At 65.6% G+C, this 18892-nt stretch carries 15 protein-coding genes; 11 read left to right on the top strand and 4 right to left on the bottom strand.

All coding sequences use genetic code 11. The features are described 5' to 3' along the window. Nucleotides 1-11: 11 nt before the first annotated feature. From AC5ZFO_RS02815 to AC5ZFO_RS02805, 3 genes are all read right to left on the bottom strand, one after another. The gene (locus AC5ZFO_RS02815; protein WP_282519965.1) at nucleotides 12-725 is read right to left on the bottom strand and encodes an ABC transporter ATP-binding protein; all 714 of its coding nucleotides are present in this window, start codon (nucleotides 723-725) and stop codon (nucleotides 12-14) included. Next, complete coding sequence (locus AC5ZFO_RS02810; RefSeq protein ID WP_282519966.1) at nucleotides 722-1519, bottom strand: ABC transporter ATP-binding protein; 798 nt, start codon at nucleotides 1517-1519, stop codon at nucleotides 722-724. Before AC5ZFO_RS02810 ends, AC5ZFO_RS02815 begins: the two co-directional genes overlap by 4 nt. Nucleotides 1520-1585: 66 nt before the next feature. Then, nucleotides 1586-2452, bottom strand: coding sequence for an IclR family transcriptional regulator (locus AC5ZFO_RS02805; protein WP_014498264.1), 867 nt, complete (start codon nucleotides 2450-2452; stop codon nucleotides 1586-1588). Nucleotides 2453-2582: 130 nt separating this feature from the next. Between AC5ZFO_RS02805 and AC5ZFO_RS02800 the strand changes: the two genes are divergently transcribed. The 10 genes from AC5ZFO_RS02800 to AC5ZFO_RS02755 all read left to right on the top strand — a co-directional run bounded on the left by AC5ZFO_RS02800 (nucleotide 2583) and on the right by AC5ZFO_RS02755 (nucleotide 16888). After that, a complete protein-coding gene (locus tag AC5ZFO_RS02800) occupies nucleotides 2583-4679 on the top strand; it encodes a 3-hydroxyacyl-CoA dehydrogenase NAD-binding domain-containing protein (protein ID WP_282519967.1) in 2097 nt (698 codons plus the stop codon). Between the two features lie 217 nt (nucleotides 4680-4896). Then, nucleotides 4897-6579 carry a dicarboxylate--CoA ligase PimA gene (pimA, locus tag AC5ZFO_RS02795; RefSeq protein ID WP_496121290.1) on the top strand — a complete coding sequence of 561 codons (1683 nt, stop codon included), beginning with the start codon at nucleotides 4897-4899 and terminating at the stop codon, nucleotides 6577-6579. Further along, on the top strand, nucleotides 6576-7763 hold the full coding sequence (locus AC5ZFO_RS02790; protein ID WP_282519969.1) for an acetyl-CoA C-acyltransferase: 1188 nt from the start codon (nucleotides 6576-6578) through the stop codon (nucleotides 7761-7763). The genes pimA and AC5ZFO_RS02790 overlap by 4 nt, the downstream gene beginning before the upstream one ends. Nucleotides 7764-7815: 52 nt before the next feature. After that, a complete protein-coding gene (gene pimC, locus AC5ZFO_RS02785) occupies nucleotides 7816-9006 on the top strand; it encodes a pimeloyl-CoA dehydrogenase large subunit (protein WP_085403564.1) in 1191 nt (396 codons plus the stop codon). Nucleotides 9007-9188: 182 nt separating this feature from the next. Further along, the gene (gene pimD, locus AC5ZFO_RS02780; RefSeq protein WP_282519970.1) at nucleotides 9189-10331 is read left to right on the top strand and encodes a pimeloyl-CoA dehydrogenase small subunit; all 1143 of its coding nucleotides are present in this window, start codon (nucleotides 9189-9191) and stop codon (nucleotides 10329-10331) included. 163 nt (nucleotides 10332-10494) lie between these two features. Beyond that, nucleotides 10495-11268: an SDR family NAD(P)-dependent oxidoreductase gene (locus tag AC5ZFO_RS02775; protein ID WP_282519971.1), complete on the top strand. Its 774-nt coding sequence runs from the start codon at nucleotides 10495-10497 to the stop codon at nucleotides 11266-11268. 103 nt (nucleotides 11269-11371) lie between these two features. Further along, complete coding sequence (locus AC5ZFO_RS02770) at nucleotides 11372-11764, top strand: endonuclease domain-containing protein (protein ID WP_282519972.1); 393 nt, start codon at nucleotides 11372-11374, stop codon at nucleotides 11762-11764. A 263-nt stretch (nucleotides 11765-12027) separates the two neighbouring features. Continuing rightward, nucleotides 12028-13533, top strand: coding sequence for a glycerol kinase GlpK (glpK, locus tag AC5ZFO_RS02765; RefSeq protein ID WP_282519973.1), 1506 nt, complete (start codon nucleotides 12028-12030; stop codon nucleotides 13531-13533). A 121-nt stretch (nucleotides 13534-13654) separates the two neighbouring features. Beyond that, on the top strand, nucleotides 13655-16102 hold the full coding sequence (locus tag AC5ZFO_RS02760; protein WP_282519974.1) for a penicillin acylase family protein: 2448 nt from the start codon (nucleotides 13655-13657) through the stop codon (nucleotides 16100-16102). A 192-nt stretch (nucleotides 16103-16294) separates the two neighbouring features. Beyond that, the gene (locus AC5ZFO_RS02755) at nucleotides 16295-16888 is read left to right on the top strand and encodes a GNAT family N-acetyltransferase (protein WP_282519975.1); all 594 of its coding nucleotides are present in this window, start codon (nucleotides 16295-16297) and stop codon (nucleotides 16886-16888) included. A 17-nt stretch (nucleotides 16889-16905) separates the two neighbouring features. Here the strand turns inward: AC5ZFO_RS02755 and AC5ZFO_RS02750 are convergent, their stop codons facing one another. Continuing rightward, entirely contained in the window at nucleotides 16906-18030 is a 1125-nt protein-coding gene (locus tag AC5ZFO_RS02750) for a BBP7 family outer membrane beta-barrel protein (protein ID WP_282519976.1), read from the bottom strand. Between the two features lie 225 nt (nucleotides 18031-18255). Here AC5ZFO_RS02750 and AC5ZFO_RS02745 point away from each other — a divergent pair, with 225 nt between their 5' ends. Then, nucleotides 18256-18885 carry a glutathione S-transferase family protein gene (locus AC5ZFO_RS02745; protein WP_282519977.1) on the top strand — a complete coding sequence of 210 codons (630 nt, stop codon included), beginning with the start codon at nucleotides 18256-18258 and terminating at the stop codon, nucleotides 18883-18885. Nucleotides 18886-18892: the final 7 nt, after the last annotated feature.

Raw genomic sequence — 18892 nt, 5'->3', positions numbered from 1 at the left:
GTGCCGGCTCCTCAGTAACCCAGATAGGATTTGCGGATTTCTTCGTTGTTCGCGATGTCCTTGGCATTGCCCGACATCACGATGCGTCCGGTCTCGATCACATAGGCCTGGTCGGCGAGCTCGAGCGCGAGCTGGGCGTTCTGCTCGACCACCAGGATCGACACCCTGTCCTCGCGATTGATCTTGCCGAGGATGCCGAACAGGTCGCGCACGACCAGCGGTGCCAATCCGAAGGACGGCTCGTCGAGCAGCATCAGGCGCGGCCGCAGCATCAGCGCGCGGGCGACCGCGAGCATCTGCTGCTCGCCGCCCGAGAGCGTGCCGGCCTGCTGGGTGTGGCGCTGCTTCAGCACCGGGAAATGCGCGTACATGCGCTCGATGTCGGAAACGATGCCCGCGCTGTCCTTGCGGGTGATGGCTCCGAGCTGGAGGTTCTCCTCGACCGTCATGGTGGTGAAGGTGCCGCGGCCCTGCGGCACGTGGGCGATGCCGAACCGCACGATGCTCTCGGTGGAGCGGTTGCTCAGCGGCTTGCCTTCGAACTCTATCGCACCGGTGGAACGCACCATGTTGCAGATCGCGCGCAGGGTGGTGGTCTTGCCGGCGCCATTGGCGCCGAGCAGCGTCGTCAACGATCCTTCGTTGAGCGAGAAGGACAGGCCATGGAGCGCCTGGACCTGGCCGTAATAGGCGCGCAGGTCCTTGACGTTGAGCAGCGTCGTCATTGGTCCTTGCTCCCGAGATAGGCCTTGATGACGTCGGGGTCCGCCTGCACCTGGGCGGGCGTGCCTTCCGCGAGCTTTTTGCCGAAATTCAGCGCGACGACGTGGTCGGCGATCGACATCACGAGGCCCATGTGGTGCTCGACCAGCAGCACGGTCATGTGGCGGTCGTCGCGGATGCGGCGGATGAGATCGCCGAGCACGTAGACTTCCTCGTGGTTGAGGCCGCCGGCCGGTTCGTCGAGCAGCAGGATCTTCGGGTCGGCCGCGAGCGCGCGCGCCAGCTCGACACGCTTCTGCGTGCCGAAAGGCAGGCCGGACACGACGGTGTGGGCGACGTCCTCGAGCTTGAGATAGGCGAGGATCTCCTGCACCTTCTTGTTGACGTCGGTCTCGCTGCGCCGGACCCAGGCGAGCCGAAGCGAGTCGCTGATGATGTCGCTGGAGGTCTTCGAATGGGCGCCGACGCGGACGTTGTCCATCACCGAGAGGTTCGGAAACAGCGCCACGTTCTGGAAGGTGCGGCCGATGCCGATCTCGGCGATCCGGTGCGGGGGCCGCGACAGGATGCTCGCGCCTTCCATCAGGATGTCGCCCGATGACGGCTGATAGAGCCGCGAGAGGCAGTTGAAGAGCGTGGTCTTGCCGGCGCCGTTGGGGCCGATCAATCCGAGGATCTGGCCCTTGTGCATGTCAAAGGACACGCCGTTGAGCGCGACGATGCCGCCGAACACGACGCTGACGTCGCGAACCGCGAGCAGGGGCGATGTCCCCCGCGCGAGCTGTGCCTGCGTCATCTCGTCTCGCCCACACACGTCAGTGGGCGAAGGGGCGATGCGAACCGCTCCCGGTGATGACAAAGGCTATCTGAACCCCTCGGCCACACGCGCAACTTTCCCTCCTGATTTCAGCTTTTTGCTGACTTCTTTTTTGGATTGCGGCATCAGTCCCCCGAGTGCCGCCTCAATGTTCCTTACCATCGCAAGCAGACGCGGTCCAATGTCGTTGATCAAACGCTCTTCCGTGAAGCGGAATGCGGGTGCGCCGCAATTGAATGCGTAAGGTCCGGTTCCGTCGTTGAGCTTGAGCGCGACGCCGGCGGCGCCGATGTCGTCGTGCCAGTCGCCGACGGACATCGCGAAACCGTATTTCGCAACCGTCTCGCCTGAACGTTCCAGTCCGTCGCGCATCTTCGGCCAGCGGCTGCCGTAATGTTCGCGCAGAATGCGGGACACCTCGGCGCGGCCTTCTTCGTCGAGCGCCCAGAAATAGGCACGGCCCATCGCGCTGGTTGCAATCGGCACGCGGGAACCGACGTCCAGTTGAACGCCGACCGTCTCGCTGCCGCGACTTTGCCCGAAATAGATCATGCTGTGACGGTCGCGGCCGCCGATCGCGACGGCGCCGCCGGTCGCGCGCATCACTTCCTCGCGAAATGGCTCGGACAAATGCCGAACGCCGAGATTGGATAACGCCGCATAACCGAGCGCCATCGCGGCCGGCGCGAGCTGATACTTCTCGAAACGGGGAACCGGTGTCAGATAACCGAGCTTCGTCAACGTGTAGGTCAGGCGCGAAACGGTCGGCTTGGGCAGGTTCGTACGCGCAGCGATCTCCTGGTTGCCGAGAAGCCCGTCGCTGGGTTGGAATGCGCGCAAAACATCTAGTCCGCGGGAAAGCGCGACGACGAAATTCCGATCGGTCGCAGTCTTCTTGCCTGTACGCTTCATCCCTGATCTGCTTCTTGCGCGGAGTCGTTGACAACGTCCGTGCTTCAAAATAACCCTGCCGTCAAGATGCGGAATTAAATTCCGCACCGCGAAATCGAACAAAAGTAAATCCCCACCAAGGAGGGAAGCCGTGAGCGAAGTGGTCAAGCTTGAGCGTCATGACGAAGTCGGGATCGTCACGGTCAACAGTCCTCCGGTCAATGCGCTGAGTGCCGCAGTGCGCGGCGGCATTCTCGAATGCATCAAGGAAGCGATCGCCGATCCCGCGATCAAGGGCATCGTGCTGACCTGCGCCGGCCGCACCTTTATCGCCGGTGCCGACATCACCGAATTCGGCAAGCCGCCGAAGCCGCCCGCCCTCAACGACGTCCTCGCCGAGATCGAGAACTCGGCCAAGCCGGTCGTCGCCGCGATCCATGGCACCGCGCTCGGCGGCGGCCTCGAGGTCGCGCTGGCCTGTCATTTCCGCGTGGCCGTGAAGGACGCCAAGCTCGGCCTGCCCGAGGTGAAGCTCGGCCTGTTGCCCGGCGCCGGCGGCACCCAGCGCCTGCCGCGCGCGGTGGGGCCGGAACTCGCGGTCAAGATGATCGTCGGCGGTGATCCGATCGGTGCTGCCGAAGCGCTCAAGAATGGCCTGATCGAGGAGGTCGTCGAGGGTCCGGCCTCCGGCGGCGAAGCCTTCGTCCGCAAGCTGCTCGCCGAGAAGCGTCCGCTGCGGCGCCTGCGCGACGACGATTCCAAGCTCGCGGCGGCCAAGGCCGATCGCTCGATCTTCACCAATGCGGTCGCCGCCATGACCAAGAAGTCGCGCGGCCTGGAAGCGCCGTTCGCGGCCGCCGACGCCGTCGGCTACGCCATCGACCTGCCGTTCGACGAGGGCCTGAAGAAGGAGCGCGAGGGCTTCCTCAAGCTCGTCGCCAGTGACCAGTCCAAGGCGCAGCGTTATGCCTTCTTCGCCGAGCGCGAGGCCAGCAAGATCGCCGGCGTGCCTGAGGGCACCAAGTCGCGACCCGTGAACCGCGTCGCGATCCTCGGTGCCGGCACCATGGGCGGCGGCATCGCGATGTCCTTTGCCAATGCCGGTGTGCCCGTCACCCTTATCGAGACCGGCGAGGAGCAGCTCAAGCGCGGCATGGGCATCATGCAGAAGAACTGGGAAGCGACCGCCGCGCGCGGCGGCATCCCGGCCGACGCGCCCGCCAAGCGCATGGCGCTGATCAACGGCGTCGTCGGCATCGAGAATGTCGGCGATGCTGACCTGGTGATCGAGGCCGTGTTCGAGACCATGGCGGTGAAGAAGGAAGTGTTCGGCAAGCTCGACCAATACGTCAAGCCCGGCGCCGTGCTCGCCTCCAACACCTCCTACCTCAACATCGACGAGATCGCGAAGTCGACCAAGCGGCCGCAGGACGTGCTCGGCATGCACTTCTTCTCGCCTGCCAACGTCATGAAGCTGTGCGAGATCGTGCGCGCCGACAAGACCGCGCCGGATGCGCTGGTCACCGCCGTGACCATCGCGCGCAAGATCGCGAAGGTGCCGGCCGTGGTCGGCGTCTGCGACGGCTTCGTCGGCAACCGCATGCTGGCGCAGCGTGGCAAGCAGTCCGAAAAGCTGCTGTTCGAAGGTGCCTTGCCGCAGCAGGTCGACGCCGTGGTCACCAAATTCGGCATGCCGATGGGGCCGTTCGCGATGGGCGATCTCGCCGGCCTCGACATCGGCTGGCGCTCGCGCAAGGACCGCGGCATCAAGTCGGAGATCGCGGACGCGCTCTGCGAAGCCGGCCGCTTCGGCCAGAAGACCGGCAAGGGCTACTACAAGTATGAAGCAGGAAGTCGCTCGGCGCTGCCCGATCCGGAGGTCGAGAAGCTGATCGACGAGACGCTGCTCCGTCTCGGCCGCAAGAAGCGCGTCGTCAGCGACGAGGAGATCCTCGAGCGCATGATGTACCCGATGATCAACGAGGGCGCGAAGATCCTCGAAGAGGGCATCGCGGCGCGTCCTTCCGACATCGACGTGGTCTGGCTCTACGGCTACGGCTGGCCGATCTACCGCGGCGGCCCGATGTTCTGGGCCGACACCGTCGGCCTCAAGCAGATCGCCGATCGTCTCTCCTTCTACGCCAAGGAGACCAACGACCCGAGTCTCGAGCCCGCGCCGCTGCTGAAGAAGCTCGCGGCCGAAGGCAAGACGTTCGCGTCGCTGGCGGCGGCGTCGAAGGCGGCGTGATCGGGTTGGCTGTGGCCGCGATGGCTCGCACCGGGCAACGCTTTCTCCGTTCCCTCCCCCCTTGCGGGGGAGGGTTGGGGAGGGGGGTAGCCCCGGGTGAGGTCAGCGTTTGTGGCTACCCCCTTCCCCAACCCTTCCCCGCAAGGGGGAAGGGAGCCCGGGCAGTCTGCTCACCTCACTTGGAATCGCGGTTAGCGTTGCAGAGTAACGAACCCAAATGACCCATCCCGGCGAACAGTTCTATCCCGAGGGCGTGCGTTGGGACGACACCATCGTCCAGGGCTCGCTGCCTGACCTGCTGTCGCAAGCCGCCGCCGATTTCGGCCCGCGCACCGCGCTGGAATTCCGCGATCGTCCGATCAGCTATACCGACCTCGCCGCATTGGCCGAGCGTGCCGCGGCTGCGTTCCTGCGCGCCGGCTGCGGCAAGAACAGTTCCGTGGCGCTGTTCCTCGGCAACACCCCGGACCATCCGGTCAATTTCTTCGGCGCGCTGAAGGCAGGTAGCCGCGTCGCGCATCTCTCCCCGCTCGACGGCGAGATCGCGCTGACGCACAAGGTCTCGGATTCCGGCTCGCGCCTGCTCGTGACCTCCAACCTCGCGGCGCTGCTGCCGACCGCGCTGAAGTTCCTGGAGAAGGGCCTGATCGATCGTCTCGTCGTCTGCGAGGACGACGATTGGGGCAAGGTCGGCACGCCGCAGGCGCCGATCCCCGACGATCCCCGCATCGTCACCTTCAAGAGCTTCGTCGAGGGCGCGGCCGCGCCGGCTGAGTGGCCGTCCGTGACGGTCGACGACGTCGCGCTGCTGCAATATACCGGCGGCACGACCGGCCTGCCCAAGGGCGCGATGCTCACTCACGGCAATCTCACCTCGGCGGTGTCGATCTACGATGTCTGGGGCAAGCCGTCGCGTGAGGCGCGCGGCGACGTCGTCGAGCGCGTGATCTGCGTGCTGCCGCTGTTCCACATCTATGCGCTCACCGTCGTGCTGCTGTCCTCGCTCAGCCGCGGCAATCTGATCTCGCTCCACCAGCGCTTCGATGTCGAGGCGGTGATGCGCGACATCGAGATCAAGCGCGCGACCTATTTCCCGGGCGTGCCGACGATGTGGATCGCGATCGCGGCACTGCCTGATCTCGACAAGCGCGACTTCTCGTCGCTCGCCACCATCGGCTCCGGCGGCGCGCCGCTGCCGGTGGAGGTCGCGAGCTTCTTCGAGCGCAAGGTCGGCAAGAAGCTGCGCAGCGGCTGGGGCATGACCGAGACCTGCTCGCCCGGCACCGGCCACCCGCCGACGGGACCAGACAAGCCGGGGTCGATCGGCCTGATGCTGCCCGGCATCGAGATGGACGTGGTCTCGCTGGACGATCCGACAAAAGTGCTGCCGCCGGGTGAAGTCGGCGAGATCCGCATCAAGGGCCCGAACGTCACCAAGGGCTACTGGAACAAGCCGAAGGGCTCCGCGGAGTCCTTTTCGGACGGCCGCTTCCTTACCGGCGACATCGGCTATGTCGACACCGACGGCTATTTCTTCCTGGTCGACCGCAAGAAGGACATGATCATCTCCGGCGGCTTCAACGTCTATCCGCAGATGATCGAGCAGGCGATCTACACCATCCCTGGCGTGCACGAGGTGATCGTGCTCGGGATTCCCGACCCGTATCGCGGCGAGGCCGCCAAGGCCTTCATCAAGCTCAGGCCGGACACCAAGCCGTTCTCGCTCGACGAGCTGCGCGCACAGCTCGCCGGCAAGGTCGGCAAGCACGAATTGCCGGCAGCGGTCGAGTTCGTCGACGATCTGCCGCGCACGCCGGTCGGAAAATTGTCGCGCCACGAATTGCGCCAGCAGCAGAAACCGTCACAATCCACCCAACCCGTATCAGGAGGTCGCTCTTGACCGACGCCGTCATCGTTTCCACCGCCCGCACGCCGATCGGCAAGGCCTATCGCGGCATGCTCAACGCCACCGAGGGCGCAACGCTGCTCGGCCACGCCATCGGCGAGGCCGTCGCCCGCGCCAAGGTCGATCCGAAGGAGGTCGAGGACGTCGTGATGGGCGCGGCGCTCCAGCAGGGCGCGACCGGCGGCAACATCGCGCGCAAGGCGCTGCTCCGCGCGGGTCTCCCCGTGACCGTCGCCGGCACCACCATCGACCGGCAATGCGCCTCGGGCCTGCAGGCGATCGCGCTCGCCGCGCGCTCGGTGATCTTCGACGGCGTCGAGATCGCGGTCGGCGGCGGCGGCGAGTCGATCTCGCTGGTTCAGAACGACAAGATGAACGGCTTCCACGCGCAAGATCCCGCGCTGCTCAAGATCAAGGGCGAGGTCTACATGCCCATGATCGACACCGCCGAGATCGTCGCCAAGCGCTACGGCATCTCGCGCGAGAAGCAGGACGAATATTCGCTGGAGAGCCAGCGCCGCACCGCCGCGGCCCAGCAGGGCGGCAAGTTCAGGGATGAGCTCGCGCCGATCACGACGCAGATGGCGGTCACCGACAAGGCGACCGGCGCCGTCTCGTTCAAGGAGGTGACCTTGTCGCAGGACGAGGGCCCGCGCCCCGAGACCACGGCTGAAGGCCTTGCCGGCCTCAAGCCCGTGCGCGGCGAAGGCTTTTCGATCACCGCCGGCAATGCCAGCCAGCTCTCCGACGGCGCCAGCGCCTCCGTCATCATGAGCGACAAGGAAGCCTCCAAGCGCGGCCTCAAGCCGCTCGGCATCTTCCGCGGCTTCGTCTCCGCCGGCTGCGAGCCGGACGAGATGGGCATCGGCCCGGTCTTCGCCGTGCCGCGCCTGCTCAAGCGCCACGGCCTCACCGTCGATGACATCGGCCTCTGGGAGCTGAACGAAGCCTTCGCGGTGCAGGTGCTGTACTGCCGCGACAAGCTCGGCATCGATCCCGAGAAGATCAACGTCGACGGCGGCGCGATCTCGGTCGGCCATCCCTACGGCATGTCGGGCGCGCGCCTCACCGGCCACGCCCTGATCGAAGGCCGCCGCCGCAAGGCGAAGTACGCGGTCGTCACCATGTGCGTCGGCGGCGGCATGGGCGCGGCGGGACTTTTCGAGGTGTTGCAGTAATTTCACCGTCGTCCTGACGGCGACGAAACAAAGAAGCTCACAGGAGGATCCGATGGATCTCGCATTCACTAGGGAAGAGCAGGCGTTTCGCGAGGAAGTGCGATCATTCTTCCGCGACAACGTGCCGCCGGATACGCGGCGCAAGCTGGTCGAGGGCCGTCACCTCTCGAAGGACGAGATGGTGACGTGGTGGCGCATCCTCAACAAGAAGGGCTGGGGCGTCAGCCACTGGCCGAAGCAGTATGGCGGGACGGGGTGGACCTCCGTGCAGCACTACATCTTCAACGAGGAGCTGCAGTCCTATCCGGCGCCGCAGCCGCTCGCCTTCGGCGTCAGCATGGTCGGCCCTGTGATCTACACCTTCGGCAACGAAGAGCAGAAGAAGCAGTATCTGCCGCGCATCGCCAATGTCGACGACTGGTGGTGCCAGGGCTTCTCCGAGCCCGGCTCCGGCTCCGACCTCGCTTCGCTCAAGACCAAGGCCGAGCGCAAGGGTGACAAGTGGATCATCAACGGCCAGAAGACCTGGACGACGCTCGCCCAGCACGCCGACATGATCTTCTGCCTCTGCCGCACCGACCCCTCCGCCAAGAAGCAGATGGGCATCTCCTTCATCGTCTTCAGCATGAAGTCGAAGGGCGTCACCGTGCGTCCGATCCAGACCATCGACGGCGGCGTCGAGGTCAACGAAGTGTTCTTCGACGACGTCGAGGTGCCCATCGAGAACCTGATCGGCGAGGAGAACAAGGGCTGGGATTACGCCAAATTCCTGCTCGGCAATGAGCGCACCGGCATCGCCCGGGTCGGCGTGTCCAAGGAGCGGCTGCGCCGCATCCGCGATCTCGCCTCCAAGGTCGAATCCGGCGGCAAGCCGATCATCCAGGATGCGGCGTTCCGCGAGAAGCTGGCGGCGTGCGAGATCGAGCTGAAGGCGCTCGAGTTGACGCAGCTCCGTGTCGTCGCCGACGAAGGCAAGCACGGCAAGGGCAAGCCCAATCCGGCGTCCTCGGTGCTGAAGATCAAGGGCTCGGAGATCCAACAGACCACCACCGAATTGCTGATGGAAGTGATCGGTCCGTTCGCGGCACCCTACGACGTGCACGGCGACGACGGCTCGAACGAAGCCATGGAGTGGACTGCCCAGATCGCGCCAAGCTACTTCAACAACCGCAAGGTCTCGATCTACGGCGGCTCCAACGAGATCCAGCGCAACATCATCGCCAAGGCGGTGCTGGGGCTGTGAGTCGACAATGACGGTGTCGTCCGCCGCCTTGTGCGCAGTTGCGCACTGGGGCGGGGGACCCAGTACGCCGCGGCGGTCGCGAGTACGGCAGGCGGCTGCGTTTACTGGATCCCCGCTTTCGCGGGGATGACGTCTGAGGGTGAGGCGACGGTAGGGCAATTCCCGCCGATTTGGAGAGAGACATGGATTTTGATCTGAACGAGGAGCAGCGGCTTCTCAAGGACAGCATCGACGGCCTGCTGACCGATTCCTATGATTTCGAGAGCCGCAAGAAGTACATGAAGGAGAAGGGCGGCTGGAGCCAGGCCGTCTGGGGCAAGCTCGCCGAGCAGGGTCTGCTCGGCCTGCCCTTCGCGGAGGCCGATGGCGGCTTCGGCGGCGGCGGCGTCGAGACCATGATCGTGATGGAAGCGCTCGGCAAGGCGCTGGTGCTCGAGCCGTATCTCGCAACGGTCGTGATCGGCGGCGGCTTCCTGCGCCACGCCGGCTCCGATGCGCAGAAGGCCGCGCACCTGCCCGGGATCATCGACGGCAGCAAGACGTTGGCGTTCGCCCAGCTCGAGAAGAACTCGCGCTACGATCTCTTCGACGTCTCGACGACCGCGAAGAAGAAGGGCGACGGCTGGGTCATCGACGGCGAAAAATTCGTCGTGCTGAACGGCGAGAACGCCGAGACCCTGATCGTCACCGCGCGCACCAAGGGTGACCGCCGCGACAAGTCCGGCATCGGCGTGTTCCTGGTGCCGGCGAATGCCAAGGGCGTGACCAAGAAGTCGTACCCGACTCAGGACGGCCTGCACGCCGCCGACATCACCTTCACCGGTGTCGAGGTCGGTGCCGATGCAGTCCTCGGCAATCCCGACGACGGCCTCGCGCTGATCGAGCGCGTGGTCGATGAAGCCCGCATCGCACTCTGCGCCGAAGCGGTCGGCCTGATGGATGAGTCGCTCAAGACCACGGTCGAGTACATCAAGACGCGAAAACAGTTCGGCGTTGCGATCGGCTCGTTCCAGTCGTTGCAGCACCGCGCCTCCGACATGTTCGTCGCTGCCGAGCAGGCCCGTTCGATGTCGATGTTCGCGACCATGGCCGGCGATTTCGAGGACGCCAAGGAGCGCTCCAACGCCATCGCCGCGGCCAAGGTGCAGATCGGCAAGTCGCTGAAGTTCGTCGGACAGCAGGCGATCCAGCTCCACGGCGGCATCGGCATGACCATGGAGGCGAAGATCGGCCACTACTTCAAGCGGCTCACCATGATCGAGAACAGCTTTGGCGACACCGATTACCACCAGCGCCGCGTCGCGGATGGGAGTGGGTTGATCTGAGTTGATCTAAGCCACGCGAAGACTGTCATGCCCCGGCTTGACCGGGGCATCCAGTACTCCGCGGCGGTAGTTCGTTCACGCAACTTCAGCCGCGGAGTACTGGATCGCCCGATCGAGTCGGGCGATGACATCGAGTAAATGGAATCAGCGGAGCCCAACAACAATGAAGAACACCCCGTTCGATCTCACCGGCAAGGTCGCAATCGTCACCGGCTCCAGCCGCGGCATCGGCCGCTCCTCGGCGGAGCTGCTCGCAAAACTCGGCGCCAAGGTCGTGGTGTCATCGCGGAAAGCGGACGCCTGCAAGGAGGTCGCCGACGGCATCGTTGCTGCCGGCGGCGATGCCACCGTCATTCCCTGCAACATCGCGCGCAAGACCGAGGTCGAGGCGCTGATCGCGGGCACGATCAAGCACTACGGCAAGATCGATATCCTGGTCTGCAACGCCGCCGTGAATCCGTATTACGGCCCGCTGCTCGACATCACCGACGAGGCCTTCGACAAGATCATGGGCAGCAACGTCAAGAGCAACATCTGGCTCTCCGCGCTGGCGATCCCGCAGATGGCCGAGCGCGGCAACGGCTCCGTCGTCATCATCTCCTCGATCGGCGGCTTGCGCGGCTCCACCGTGATCGGCGCCTACGGCATCTCCAAGGCCGCCGACTTCGCGCTGTGCCGCTCGCTCGCCGGCGAATGGGGCCCGAAGGGCGTTCGCGTCAACTGCATCGCGCCCGGCCTCGTCAAGACCGATTTCGCCCGCGCGCTGTGGGAAGACGAAGCCAACCTCAAGCGCCGCACCGCCACCACGCCCCTTCGCCGCATCGGCGAACCCGACGAAATCGCCGGCGCCGTCGCCTACCTCGCCTCCGACGCGTCGAGCTTCATGACCGGCCAGACCATCGTCATCGACGGCGGCGTCACCACGGCGGCGGTGTAGCTCTCACTTGCAATTGTATTGAAGTGGCGCTTCACTTCACCCTCCCCTGGAGGGGGAGGGTCGCTCGCGCACAGCGCGAGCGGGGTGGGGTGAAGCCACAAAAATGGTCTCAACATTAATCCGACGCGCTGCCGCGAAGAAGCTTCGGGCGAACACAACGCCGCACGAACGAATGTTGTGGCGTGCCCTCAAAGAGCTTCCGATCGAAGGTTCACACTTCCGCCGCCAAGCGCCGATCGGTCCTTACATCGTCGACTTCTTCTGCCCGGCCAAACACCTCATCATCGAACTCGACGGCGGACACCACAACGAAGATGAGACGGCCGCGCGAGACAGCACGCGGCAGAGCTGGCTCGAGAACGAAGGCTATCGCGTCATCCGATTCTGGAATTCGGAGATCAACAGCGATCTGACCGCCGTGCTCGAACGGATCTATGCCGAGCTGTACGGATCGCGAGAGGCAGAAACGATCCGATTGAAACATCGACGCAAGTAGAAGTTCGCTATCTTACCCTCCCCTGGAGGGGGAGGGTCGATCGCGCGTAGCGCGAGCGGGGTGGGGTGATCTCTCCGCACGGGCACCGCGCGATGCGGAAAGACTGTCACCCCACCCCGTCTCACATTCCGCTGCGCTTCATGTGAGCCGACCCTCCCCCTCCAGGGGAGGGTAAGCGAGACCAACCTTGACCTTCCCGCCCTAATCCGCTCCCTTTGGCGCGACACAATGACCCCTCTCAGGGAAACGCCAAGGTAGCTTCCATGTCTTTCGTCCTCGCCATCGACCAGGGCACCACCTCATCGCGCGCCATCGTTTTTCGCAGTGACATCTCGATTGCCGCCCGCGCGCAGCAGGAGTTTCCGCAGCATTTTCCGGCCTCGGGCTGGGTCGAGCACGAGCCGGAGGACATCTGGACCTCGACCGTGACGGTCTGCCGCGACGCGATCGAGCAGGCCGGCATCACCGCAAAGGACATCGCCGCGATCGGCATCACCAACCAGCGCGAGACCACCGTGGTGTGGGATCGCGCCACGGGACAAGCCGTGCACCGCGCCATCGTCTGGCAGGACCGCCGCACCGCCGACATCTGCGCGAAACTCAAGGCCGACGGCCGCGAGCCCGTGATCTCGCAAAAGACCGGCCTGATCATCGATCCCTATTTCTCCGGCACCAAGGTCGCCTGGATCCTCGATCACGTTCCCGGCGCGCGGGCGCGTGCCGCGCGCGGCGAATTGATGTTCGGCACCATCGACTGCTATCTGCTCTGGCGCCTCACCGGCGGCAAGGTGCACGCCACCGACGCCACCAACGCCTCGCGCACGCTGCTGTTCAACATCCACACCGGCCAGTGGGACGACGAGCTCTTGGAGATCATCGGCGTGCCGCGCTCGATGCTGCCTGAGGTGAAGGATTCCTCCGCCCGCTTCGGCGAGAGCGTGCCTGACCTCTTTGGCGGCGCCATCGCGATCTCAGGCATCGCGGGTGACCAGCAGGCCGCGACGATCGGACAAGCCTGCTTCCGCCCGGGCATGATGAAGTCGACCTACGGCACCGGCTGCTTTGCGCTGCTCAACACCGGCACGACGCCCGTCGTCTCCAAGAACAAGCTGCTCACCACCGTCGCCTATCAGCTCGAGGGCAAGCGCACCTACGCGCTCGAAGGCTCGATCTTCGTTGCGGGTTCGGCGGTGCAGTGGCTGCGCGACGGCCTCGGCATCATCAAGCACGCCGCCGAGACCGGACCGCTCGCTGATCAATCCGACTCCATGCAGAGCGTCTATCTGGTTCCGGCCTTCGTCGGCATGGGCGCGCCCTACTGGAATCCGCGCGTGCGCGGTGCGCTGTTCGGCCTCACCCGCAACACCGGCCCCGCCGAGCTCGCGCACGCCGCGCTGGAGAGCGTGTGTTACCAGACCTTCGACCTCTGGGCCGCGATGCGCGCGGACTGGCCGAGTTCGGAAGTCGCGAGCGTCGTGCTGCGTGTCGACGGCGGCATGACCGCCTCCGACTGGACCATGCAGCGCCTCGCCGATCTCTTGGACGCACCGGTCGATCGCCCCGCGATCCAGGAGACCACGGCGTTGGGCGCGGCCTATCTCGCCGGCCTCCAGGCCGGCGTCTATCCCGAGCCGACGAAGTTCGCCGACAATTGGCGCCTCGAGCATCGCTTCAAGCCGAACATGAGCCAGGCGACGCGCGAGCGGAAGCTTGCGGGCTGGGCGAGGGCGGTGAAGGGCGTGCTCGCGAGTGACGAGGGAGAGGGATAGGCGGATGTCGTAGCCCGGATGGAGCGAAGCGCAATCCGGGGTTTTCTCCACGAGCAATATTCCCGGATTACGCTTCGCTCCATCCGGGCTACGGACAAAATAACAACAACGGGAGAAGACAATGAACACGGATCTCAACCGGGTCATCCAAAAACTCTGCGGCGCAGCGATCTGCGCCGCGCTGCTGACCTCGACAGCCATCGCACGCGACAAGCCGAACCCGCTCGGAAGTGCGCGGCAGCTCAAGACCGATGTCGCGGGCCTCGACGCGCCCGCCCAGATCCTGGTCGACGTCTGGGGCATCCCGCACATCTATGCCGGCAACGAGCACGACCTGTTCTTCCTGCAGGGTTTCAACGCCGCGCGCGACCGGCTCTGGCAGATCGATCTCTGGCGCAAGCGCGGCCTCGGCCTGCTCGCAAAGGATTTCGGCCCGGCCTATGCCGAGCAGGACAAGGCGCTGCGGCTGTTCCTCTATCGCGGCGACATGAATGCGGAGTGGGCGGCCTACGGCCCCAAGGCGAAGACCTATGCGGACGCGTTTGTCGCAGGCGTCAATGCCTATGTCGCCGATGTGCGCGCAGGAAAACGTCCGCTGCCGATCGAGTTCAGGATCGCCGGCACCATGCCTGATCCGTGGACGGCGGATGACGTCGTCCGCATCCGCAGCCACGGCCTGACGCGCAATGTCGCCTCCGAGGTCAAGCGCTCGCTGGTCGCCTGCGCGGCCGGCCTCGATGCCGATCGGTTCCGCGTCAAGCTCGAGCCGGCATGGACCACGAAAGTCCCCGATGGTCTCGACCCCTGCAGCGTGCCGAAGGCCGTGCTCGCGGCCTACGATCTTGCAACGCGCCCGGTCGCCTTCGCGGCACCGAAGGACAAGCAGGCCGCACTCGCGCACGATCCCGACAAATACCTCACCGAGGCCGACCAGCAGCGCGACACCATCGGCTCCAACAATTGGGTGATCGCGGCCTCGCGCACGGCGACGGGCCGCCCGATCCTCGCCAACGATCCGCATCGCGAGCACAGCGTGCCCTCGCTGCGTTACATCGTCGGCCTCAATGCGCCGGGCCTCTCCGTGATCGGTGCCGGCGAGCCGGCGCTGCCCGGCATCTCGATCGGCCACAACGGCACCATCGCCTTCGGCCTCACCATCTTCAACGTCGACCAGGAAGACCTCTACGTCTACGAGCTCAATCCGCAAAACCCCAACCAGTACCGCTACGGCAATGGCTGGGAAGACATGCGCATCGTCCACGAGACCGAACAGGTCAAAGGCGAGGCCGATCGCGACCTCGAGCTGAAATTCACCCGGCACGGTCCCGTCATCTTCGTCGACGATGCGAACAAGCGCGCCTTTGCAGTCCGCTCGATCTGGTTCGAGCCCGGCACCTCCGCCTATTTCGGGTCCTCCGACTACATGACCGCGAAGGACTGGAACGGCTTCCTCGCCGCCATGCGGCGCTGGGGCGCGCCGTCGGAGAACCAGGTCTATGCCGACACCCGCGGCAATATCGGCTGGGTCGCCGCCGGCAAGACGCCGCGGCGCGCCAACTTCGACGGCCTGATGCCGGTGCCCGGCGACGGTCGCTATGAGTGGCAGGGCTTTCTCTCGCTCGACGAATTGCCGAAAGCCTATCAGCCCAAGCAGGGCTTTCTCGCCACCGCCAACCAGATGAACCTGCCGGCCGATTACCCGATCGCCGAACGCAAGGTCGGCTTCGAATGGTCCGACAGCGCGCGCTGGCAGCGCATCACCGAGGTGCTCGCGGCCAACAGCAAGGTCACGCTCGCCGACGCCATGGATTTGCAGAACGACGACACCGCGATGCTGGGGCGGCGCCTCGTCAAGCTGTTGCAGCCGCTCACCTCCGACGATCCCAATGTGAAGAAGGGGCTCGAGCTGCTCAAGCCATGGGACGCGCGGGATGCCGCCGACAGCGCGGCGGCTGCAGTGTTCGAGGTCTGGATCGCCAATCATCTCGGCCCAAGGCTGCTGAAGACCACGGCTCCCAAGGCCGCCGATCTGATCGCGCCGGAGGCGTCGAGCATTTCGGCGCTGGTCGCCTATCTGGAATCTCCTGATGCGTCATTCGGCGCCGACCCCGCTGCCGCGCGCGACCAGATCCTGCGCGACAGCGTCGGCGCCGCGGTGGCCGACGTCACGGGCAAGCTCGGGCCGGATGCCTCGACCTGGCGCTGGGGCCGGCTGCATGTCGCGAAGTTCGACCATGCCTTGATGCCGCTCGCCGACAAGGCCACCGCCGCGCAGCTCTCGGTCGGCCCGCTCGCCTATGGCGGTGCCGCCAACGTGCCGCGCGCGGCCACCTACCGCCGCGCCGATTACCAGCTGTTCGCCGGCGCATCGTTCCGCATGGTGCTCGACGTCGGCAATTGGGATGCGAGCCGCACCATCAACACGCCCGGCCAATCCGGCGATCCCTTCAGCGCCCATTACCGCGACCTCGCTCCGCTCTGGGCAACGGGCCAATATGTCCCGCTGCTCTACAGCCGCCCGGCCGTCGAAGCCGCGACCGCGGAAGCGATCATTTTGACGCCGCGATGAGCGACTTGTTGGCTGGAGGGCCGGAAGAGCGCGGCCTGCATGGTTTGAGACGCCCGCTTAGGCGGGCTCCTCACCATGAGGGTCTGATATCTCGCCGCGAAACGCGACCTCATCCTGAGGGCCCGCCGTAGGCGGGCGTCTCGAAGGATGAGCCGCAAGCGAGCTGTTCGCCATGTCTTTCCAAGAGGCCCCATGATCATCCCCGACGGCTATTCCGACATCCCCGCCGGCAAGATCGCCGCGGTCGTCACCCATCTGGAGATGACCGCACCTCCCGCGCGCCGCGATGATCCTCCAGGAACGTGGTCCTTGCGCAAGGTCGACGCGCCCGCGCTTCATTGGTATCGCGATCTCCATCGCCGTGTCGGCGAGGAGTGGCTGTGGTTCTCGCGTGCGCGCCTGAATGACGCAGAGCTTGCCGCAATTATCCACGCGCCGGGCGTCGAGGTCTATGCCCTGGTCGTGGACGGCCGCGACGAAGGCCTGCTGGAGCTGGATTTCCGCGAGGCCAGCCAGTGCGAGCTGGTTTATTTCGGCGTCACCGCCGGATTGATCGGGACTGGCGCAGCTCGCTTCTTGATGAACCGCGCGCTGGAGACTGCCTGGTCGCGCCAGCTACGCCGCGTCTGGGTGCACACCTGCACCTTTGATCATCCGTCCGCCGTTACGTTCTATCAGCGCTCCGGCTTCCGCCCGTTCCGTCGCCAGATCGAGGTGGCCGATGATCCGCGCCTCGATGGAACGGCGTCGCCGACGGCGGCGAGGCATGTGCCGATCATTGAGTAATGCCGGGCTACGCGCCCTCAATAATTATACCGCACGCCAAAGCTGACCCCCTGCGCAAGCAGGTTCGTCGTGTTGAGCACCGGCCCGGGCCGGTTCGGCCCGCCGCCGGCCGGCGGTGGCGCGAGGTTCGGATTGACGGTGGTGTCGATCAGCCCGCCGGCGCGCTGTACGCCGGTCCAGTACATCACGTCGTAGCCGGCGATCAGCCGCCAGCCGGGCGCAACCTGATATCCCGCCTTCAACGACAGCTCCGGCACCACGGCGAAGCGGGTCTGGTCGTAATGGCCTATATTGCTTGACAGCGCGAGGAAGCCGCCCGGGGCCGTCGTGGTGACGCCGGCCACGGTCGAGGCGGTCGAGCCCGAAATGTCGGCGCTGTTGAGATTGGCGCCGAGCGCCACCTTGCCGCGCCACTCCAGCGACCACGGGCCATTGCGCCAATCGCCGGTAAGGCCGAGATCGAGGCCGTGGAAATTGCTCGACGCCTTGAAATTGTCGGTGGGGCTGAAGGTGCCGAAGGCAAGAATGGCCGCGGTATTGGAGATCGTCAGCGTGTCGGTCGACCGCAGATAGCGATAGCCAACCAGCGCGCTGACGCGCTGTCCGCTCCACGCGCCGAGATCCCAGCGATAGAGCGCGCCGGCGCCGAGCAGGCGCGAGGTTTCGCTCGCGCTGGCACTGCCGGTGGCCAGCCCCGGAAATCCCGCGATCAGCGCGTCGGGAAATCCCGTCAGCGCATTGGTGAAGGGCCGTGCCAGGATCGGATTGGCATTGGTGTCGGTCGCAAATCCGGTCGAGAGATTCTCCAGCCCGAAGAACGAGGCTTCGATGCCGCGGCTGCGCTGCGGATCGAACCAGTAGCCGGCGGTGATGCGCCCGCCCGAACGCCAGTCGTTGTTCACACTGGAATTGCCGAACAGCACGGTCGTCGTGGGCTGGCCGAGCACGCCGACAACTCCCAGCGGCGTGCCGACCGGGCTCGTGGTCACCAGCGCCGGCAGCTTGTCGCCCGTCACGCTCCAGGCAAGGTAGTCGGCCTCGGCCCAGAACGGATTGAAGTCGGCAGGTTTGGGCGGCGCCTTCATCGGCAGATCGGCTGCTGACGTGACGTCGGGCACGATCGCCGTAAGAGCTAGGCCCACCGCTGCCGCTCTCAATGCCCGCCGATTCATTTGGCTTCCCTCTGGGTCCGCGGAATGAACCATGCGACAATTTGTTCGGCAAGCTGGAGTTGAGGCGGTGCCGAGACGAAAATGTGTAGCTGTTGCCGTTGGGCACCGCTCGCTGGCTGTGTCGTTCGATAATAGCCTTGTGAAGAAGATGAATGGCCGGCTTCGAGCCCCGGCCCTGACTAGTGAGCGAGAACCATGTTCCTGATTGGCCAATACGATTCTCCCTTCGTCCGCCGTGTCGCGATCGCGCTGCGGCTCTACGGCCTCGCCTTTGAGCACCGGCCATGGTCCACCTTCGGCGACGCCGACAAGATCGCGCCGTACAACCCACTGCGGCGCGTGCCGACGCTGGTGCTCAACGATGGCGAGGCGCTGATCGAGAGCACGATCATTCTGGACTATCTCGATGAGCTCGTCGGGTCGGAGAAGGCGATGCTGCCGCGCGGCGGCGCCGAGCGGCGAAAGCATTTACGCATCTGCGCACTCGCTACCGGCCTCGGCGACAAGGCGGTGAGCCTGCTCTATGAGCGCGTGCTGCGGAAGGAGCAGCTTGCGCTGTGGGTCGAGCGCTGCCAGGCGCAGATCGGCGACGTACTCGGCGTACTGGAGGCCGAACGCGCGGGGGTGACGACGCCGTATTGGCTGGGCGGCCGGATCGGCCACGCCGACATTGCGGTTGCCTGCGTCGTCCGCTTCACCCGCGAAGCGCATCCGCAACTGCTCGAGCCGTCGCGCTATCCGGCGCTGTCGGCACACGCCGAACGCTGCGAGGCGCTGGCGCCGTTCGGGGAGATCGTGCAGCCGCTGGCCCCGCCGAAGGGGTGAAAGCGCG

The organism is Bradyrhizobium sp. Unk1, from assembly GCF_059512345.1.
This window is presented reverse-complemented; position numbering and strand designations above follow the sequence as displayed.

What these genes read in the sequence shown, in the direction of transcription:
- glpK (WP_282519973.1), top strand. Translation starts at nt 12,028, where the DNA reads ATGTCTTTCGTCCTCGCCATCGACCAGGGCACCACCTCATCGCGCGCC.
- pimC (WP_085403564.1), top strand. Translation starts at nt 7,816, where the DNA reads ATGGATCTCGCATTCACTAGGGAAGAGCAGGCGTTTCGCGAGGAAGTG.
- AC5ZFO_RS02810 (WP_282519966.1), bottom strand. Translation starts at nt 1,519, where the DNA reads ATGACGCAGGCACAGCTCGCGCGGGGGACATCGCCCCTGCTCGCGGTT.
- AC5ZFO_RS02805 (WP_014498264.1), bottom strand. Translation starts at nt 2,452, where the DNA reads ATGAAGCGTACAGGCAAGAAGACTGCGACCGATCGGAATTTCGTCGTC.
- pimA (WP_496121290.1), top strand. Translation starts at nt 4,897, where the DNA reads ATGACCCATCCCGGCGAACAGTTCTATCCCGAGGGCGTGCGTTGGGAC.
- pimD (WP_282519970.1), top strand. Translation starts at nt 9,189, where the DNA reads ATGGATTTTGATCTGAACGAGGAGCAGCGGCTTCTCAAGGACAGCATC.
- AC5ZFO_RS02760 (WP_282519974.1), top strand. Translation starts at nt 13,655, where the DNA reads ATGAACACGGATCTCAACCGGGTCATCCAAAAACTCTGCGGCGCAGCG.
- AC5ZFO_RS02755 (WP_282519975.1), top strand. Translation starts at nt 16,295, where the DNA reads ATGATCATCCCCGACGGCTATTCCGACATCCCCGCCGGCAAGATCGCC.
- AC5ZFO_RS02775 (WP_282519971.1), top strand. Translation starts at nt 10,495, where the DNA reads ATGAAGAACACCCCGTTCGATCTCACCGGCAAGGTCGCAATCGTCACC.
- AC5ZFO_RS02815 (WP_282519965.1), bottom strand. Translation starts at nt 725, where the DNA reads ATGACGACGCTGCTCAACGTCAAGGACCTGCGCGCCTATTACGGCCAG.
- AC5ZFO_RS02745 (WP_282519977.1), top strand. Translation starts at nt 18,256, where the DNA reads ATGTTCCTGATTGGCCAATACGATTCTCCCTTCGTCCGCCGTGTCGCG.
- AC5ZFO_RS02770 (WP_282519972.1), top strand. Translation starts at nt 11,372, where the DNA reads ATGGTCTCAACATTAATCCGACGCGCTGCCGCGAAGAAGCTTCGGGCG.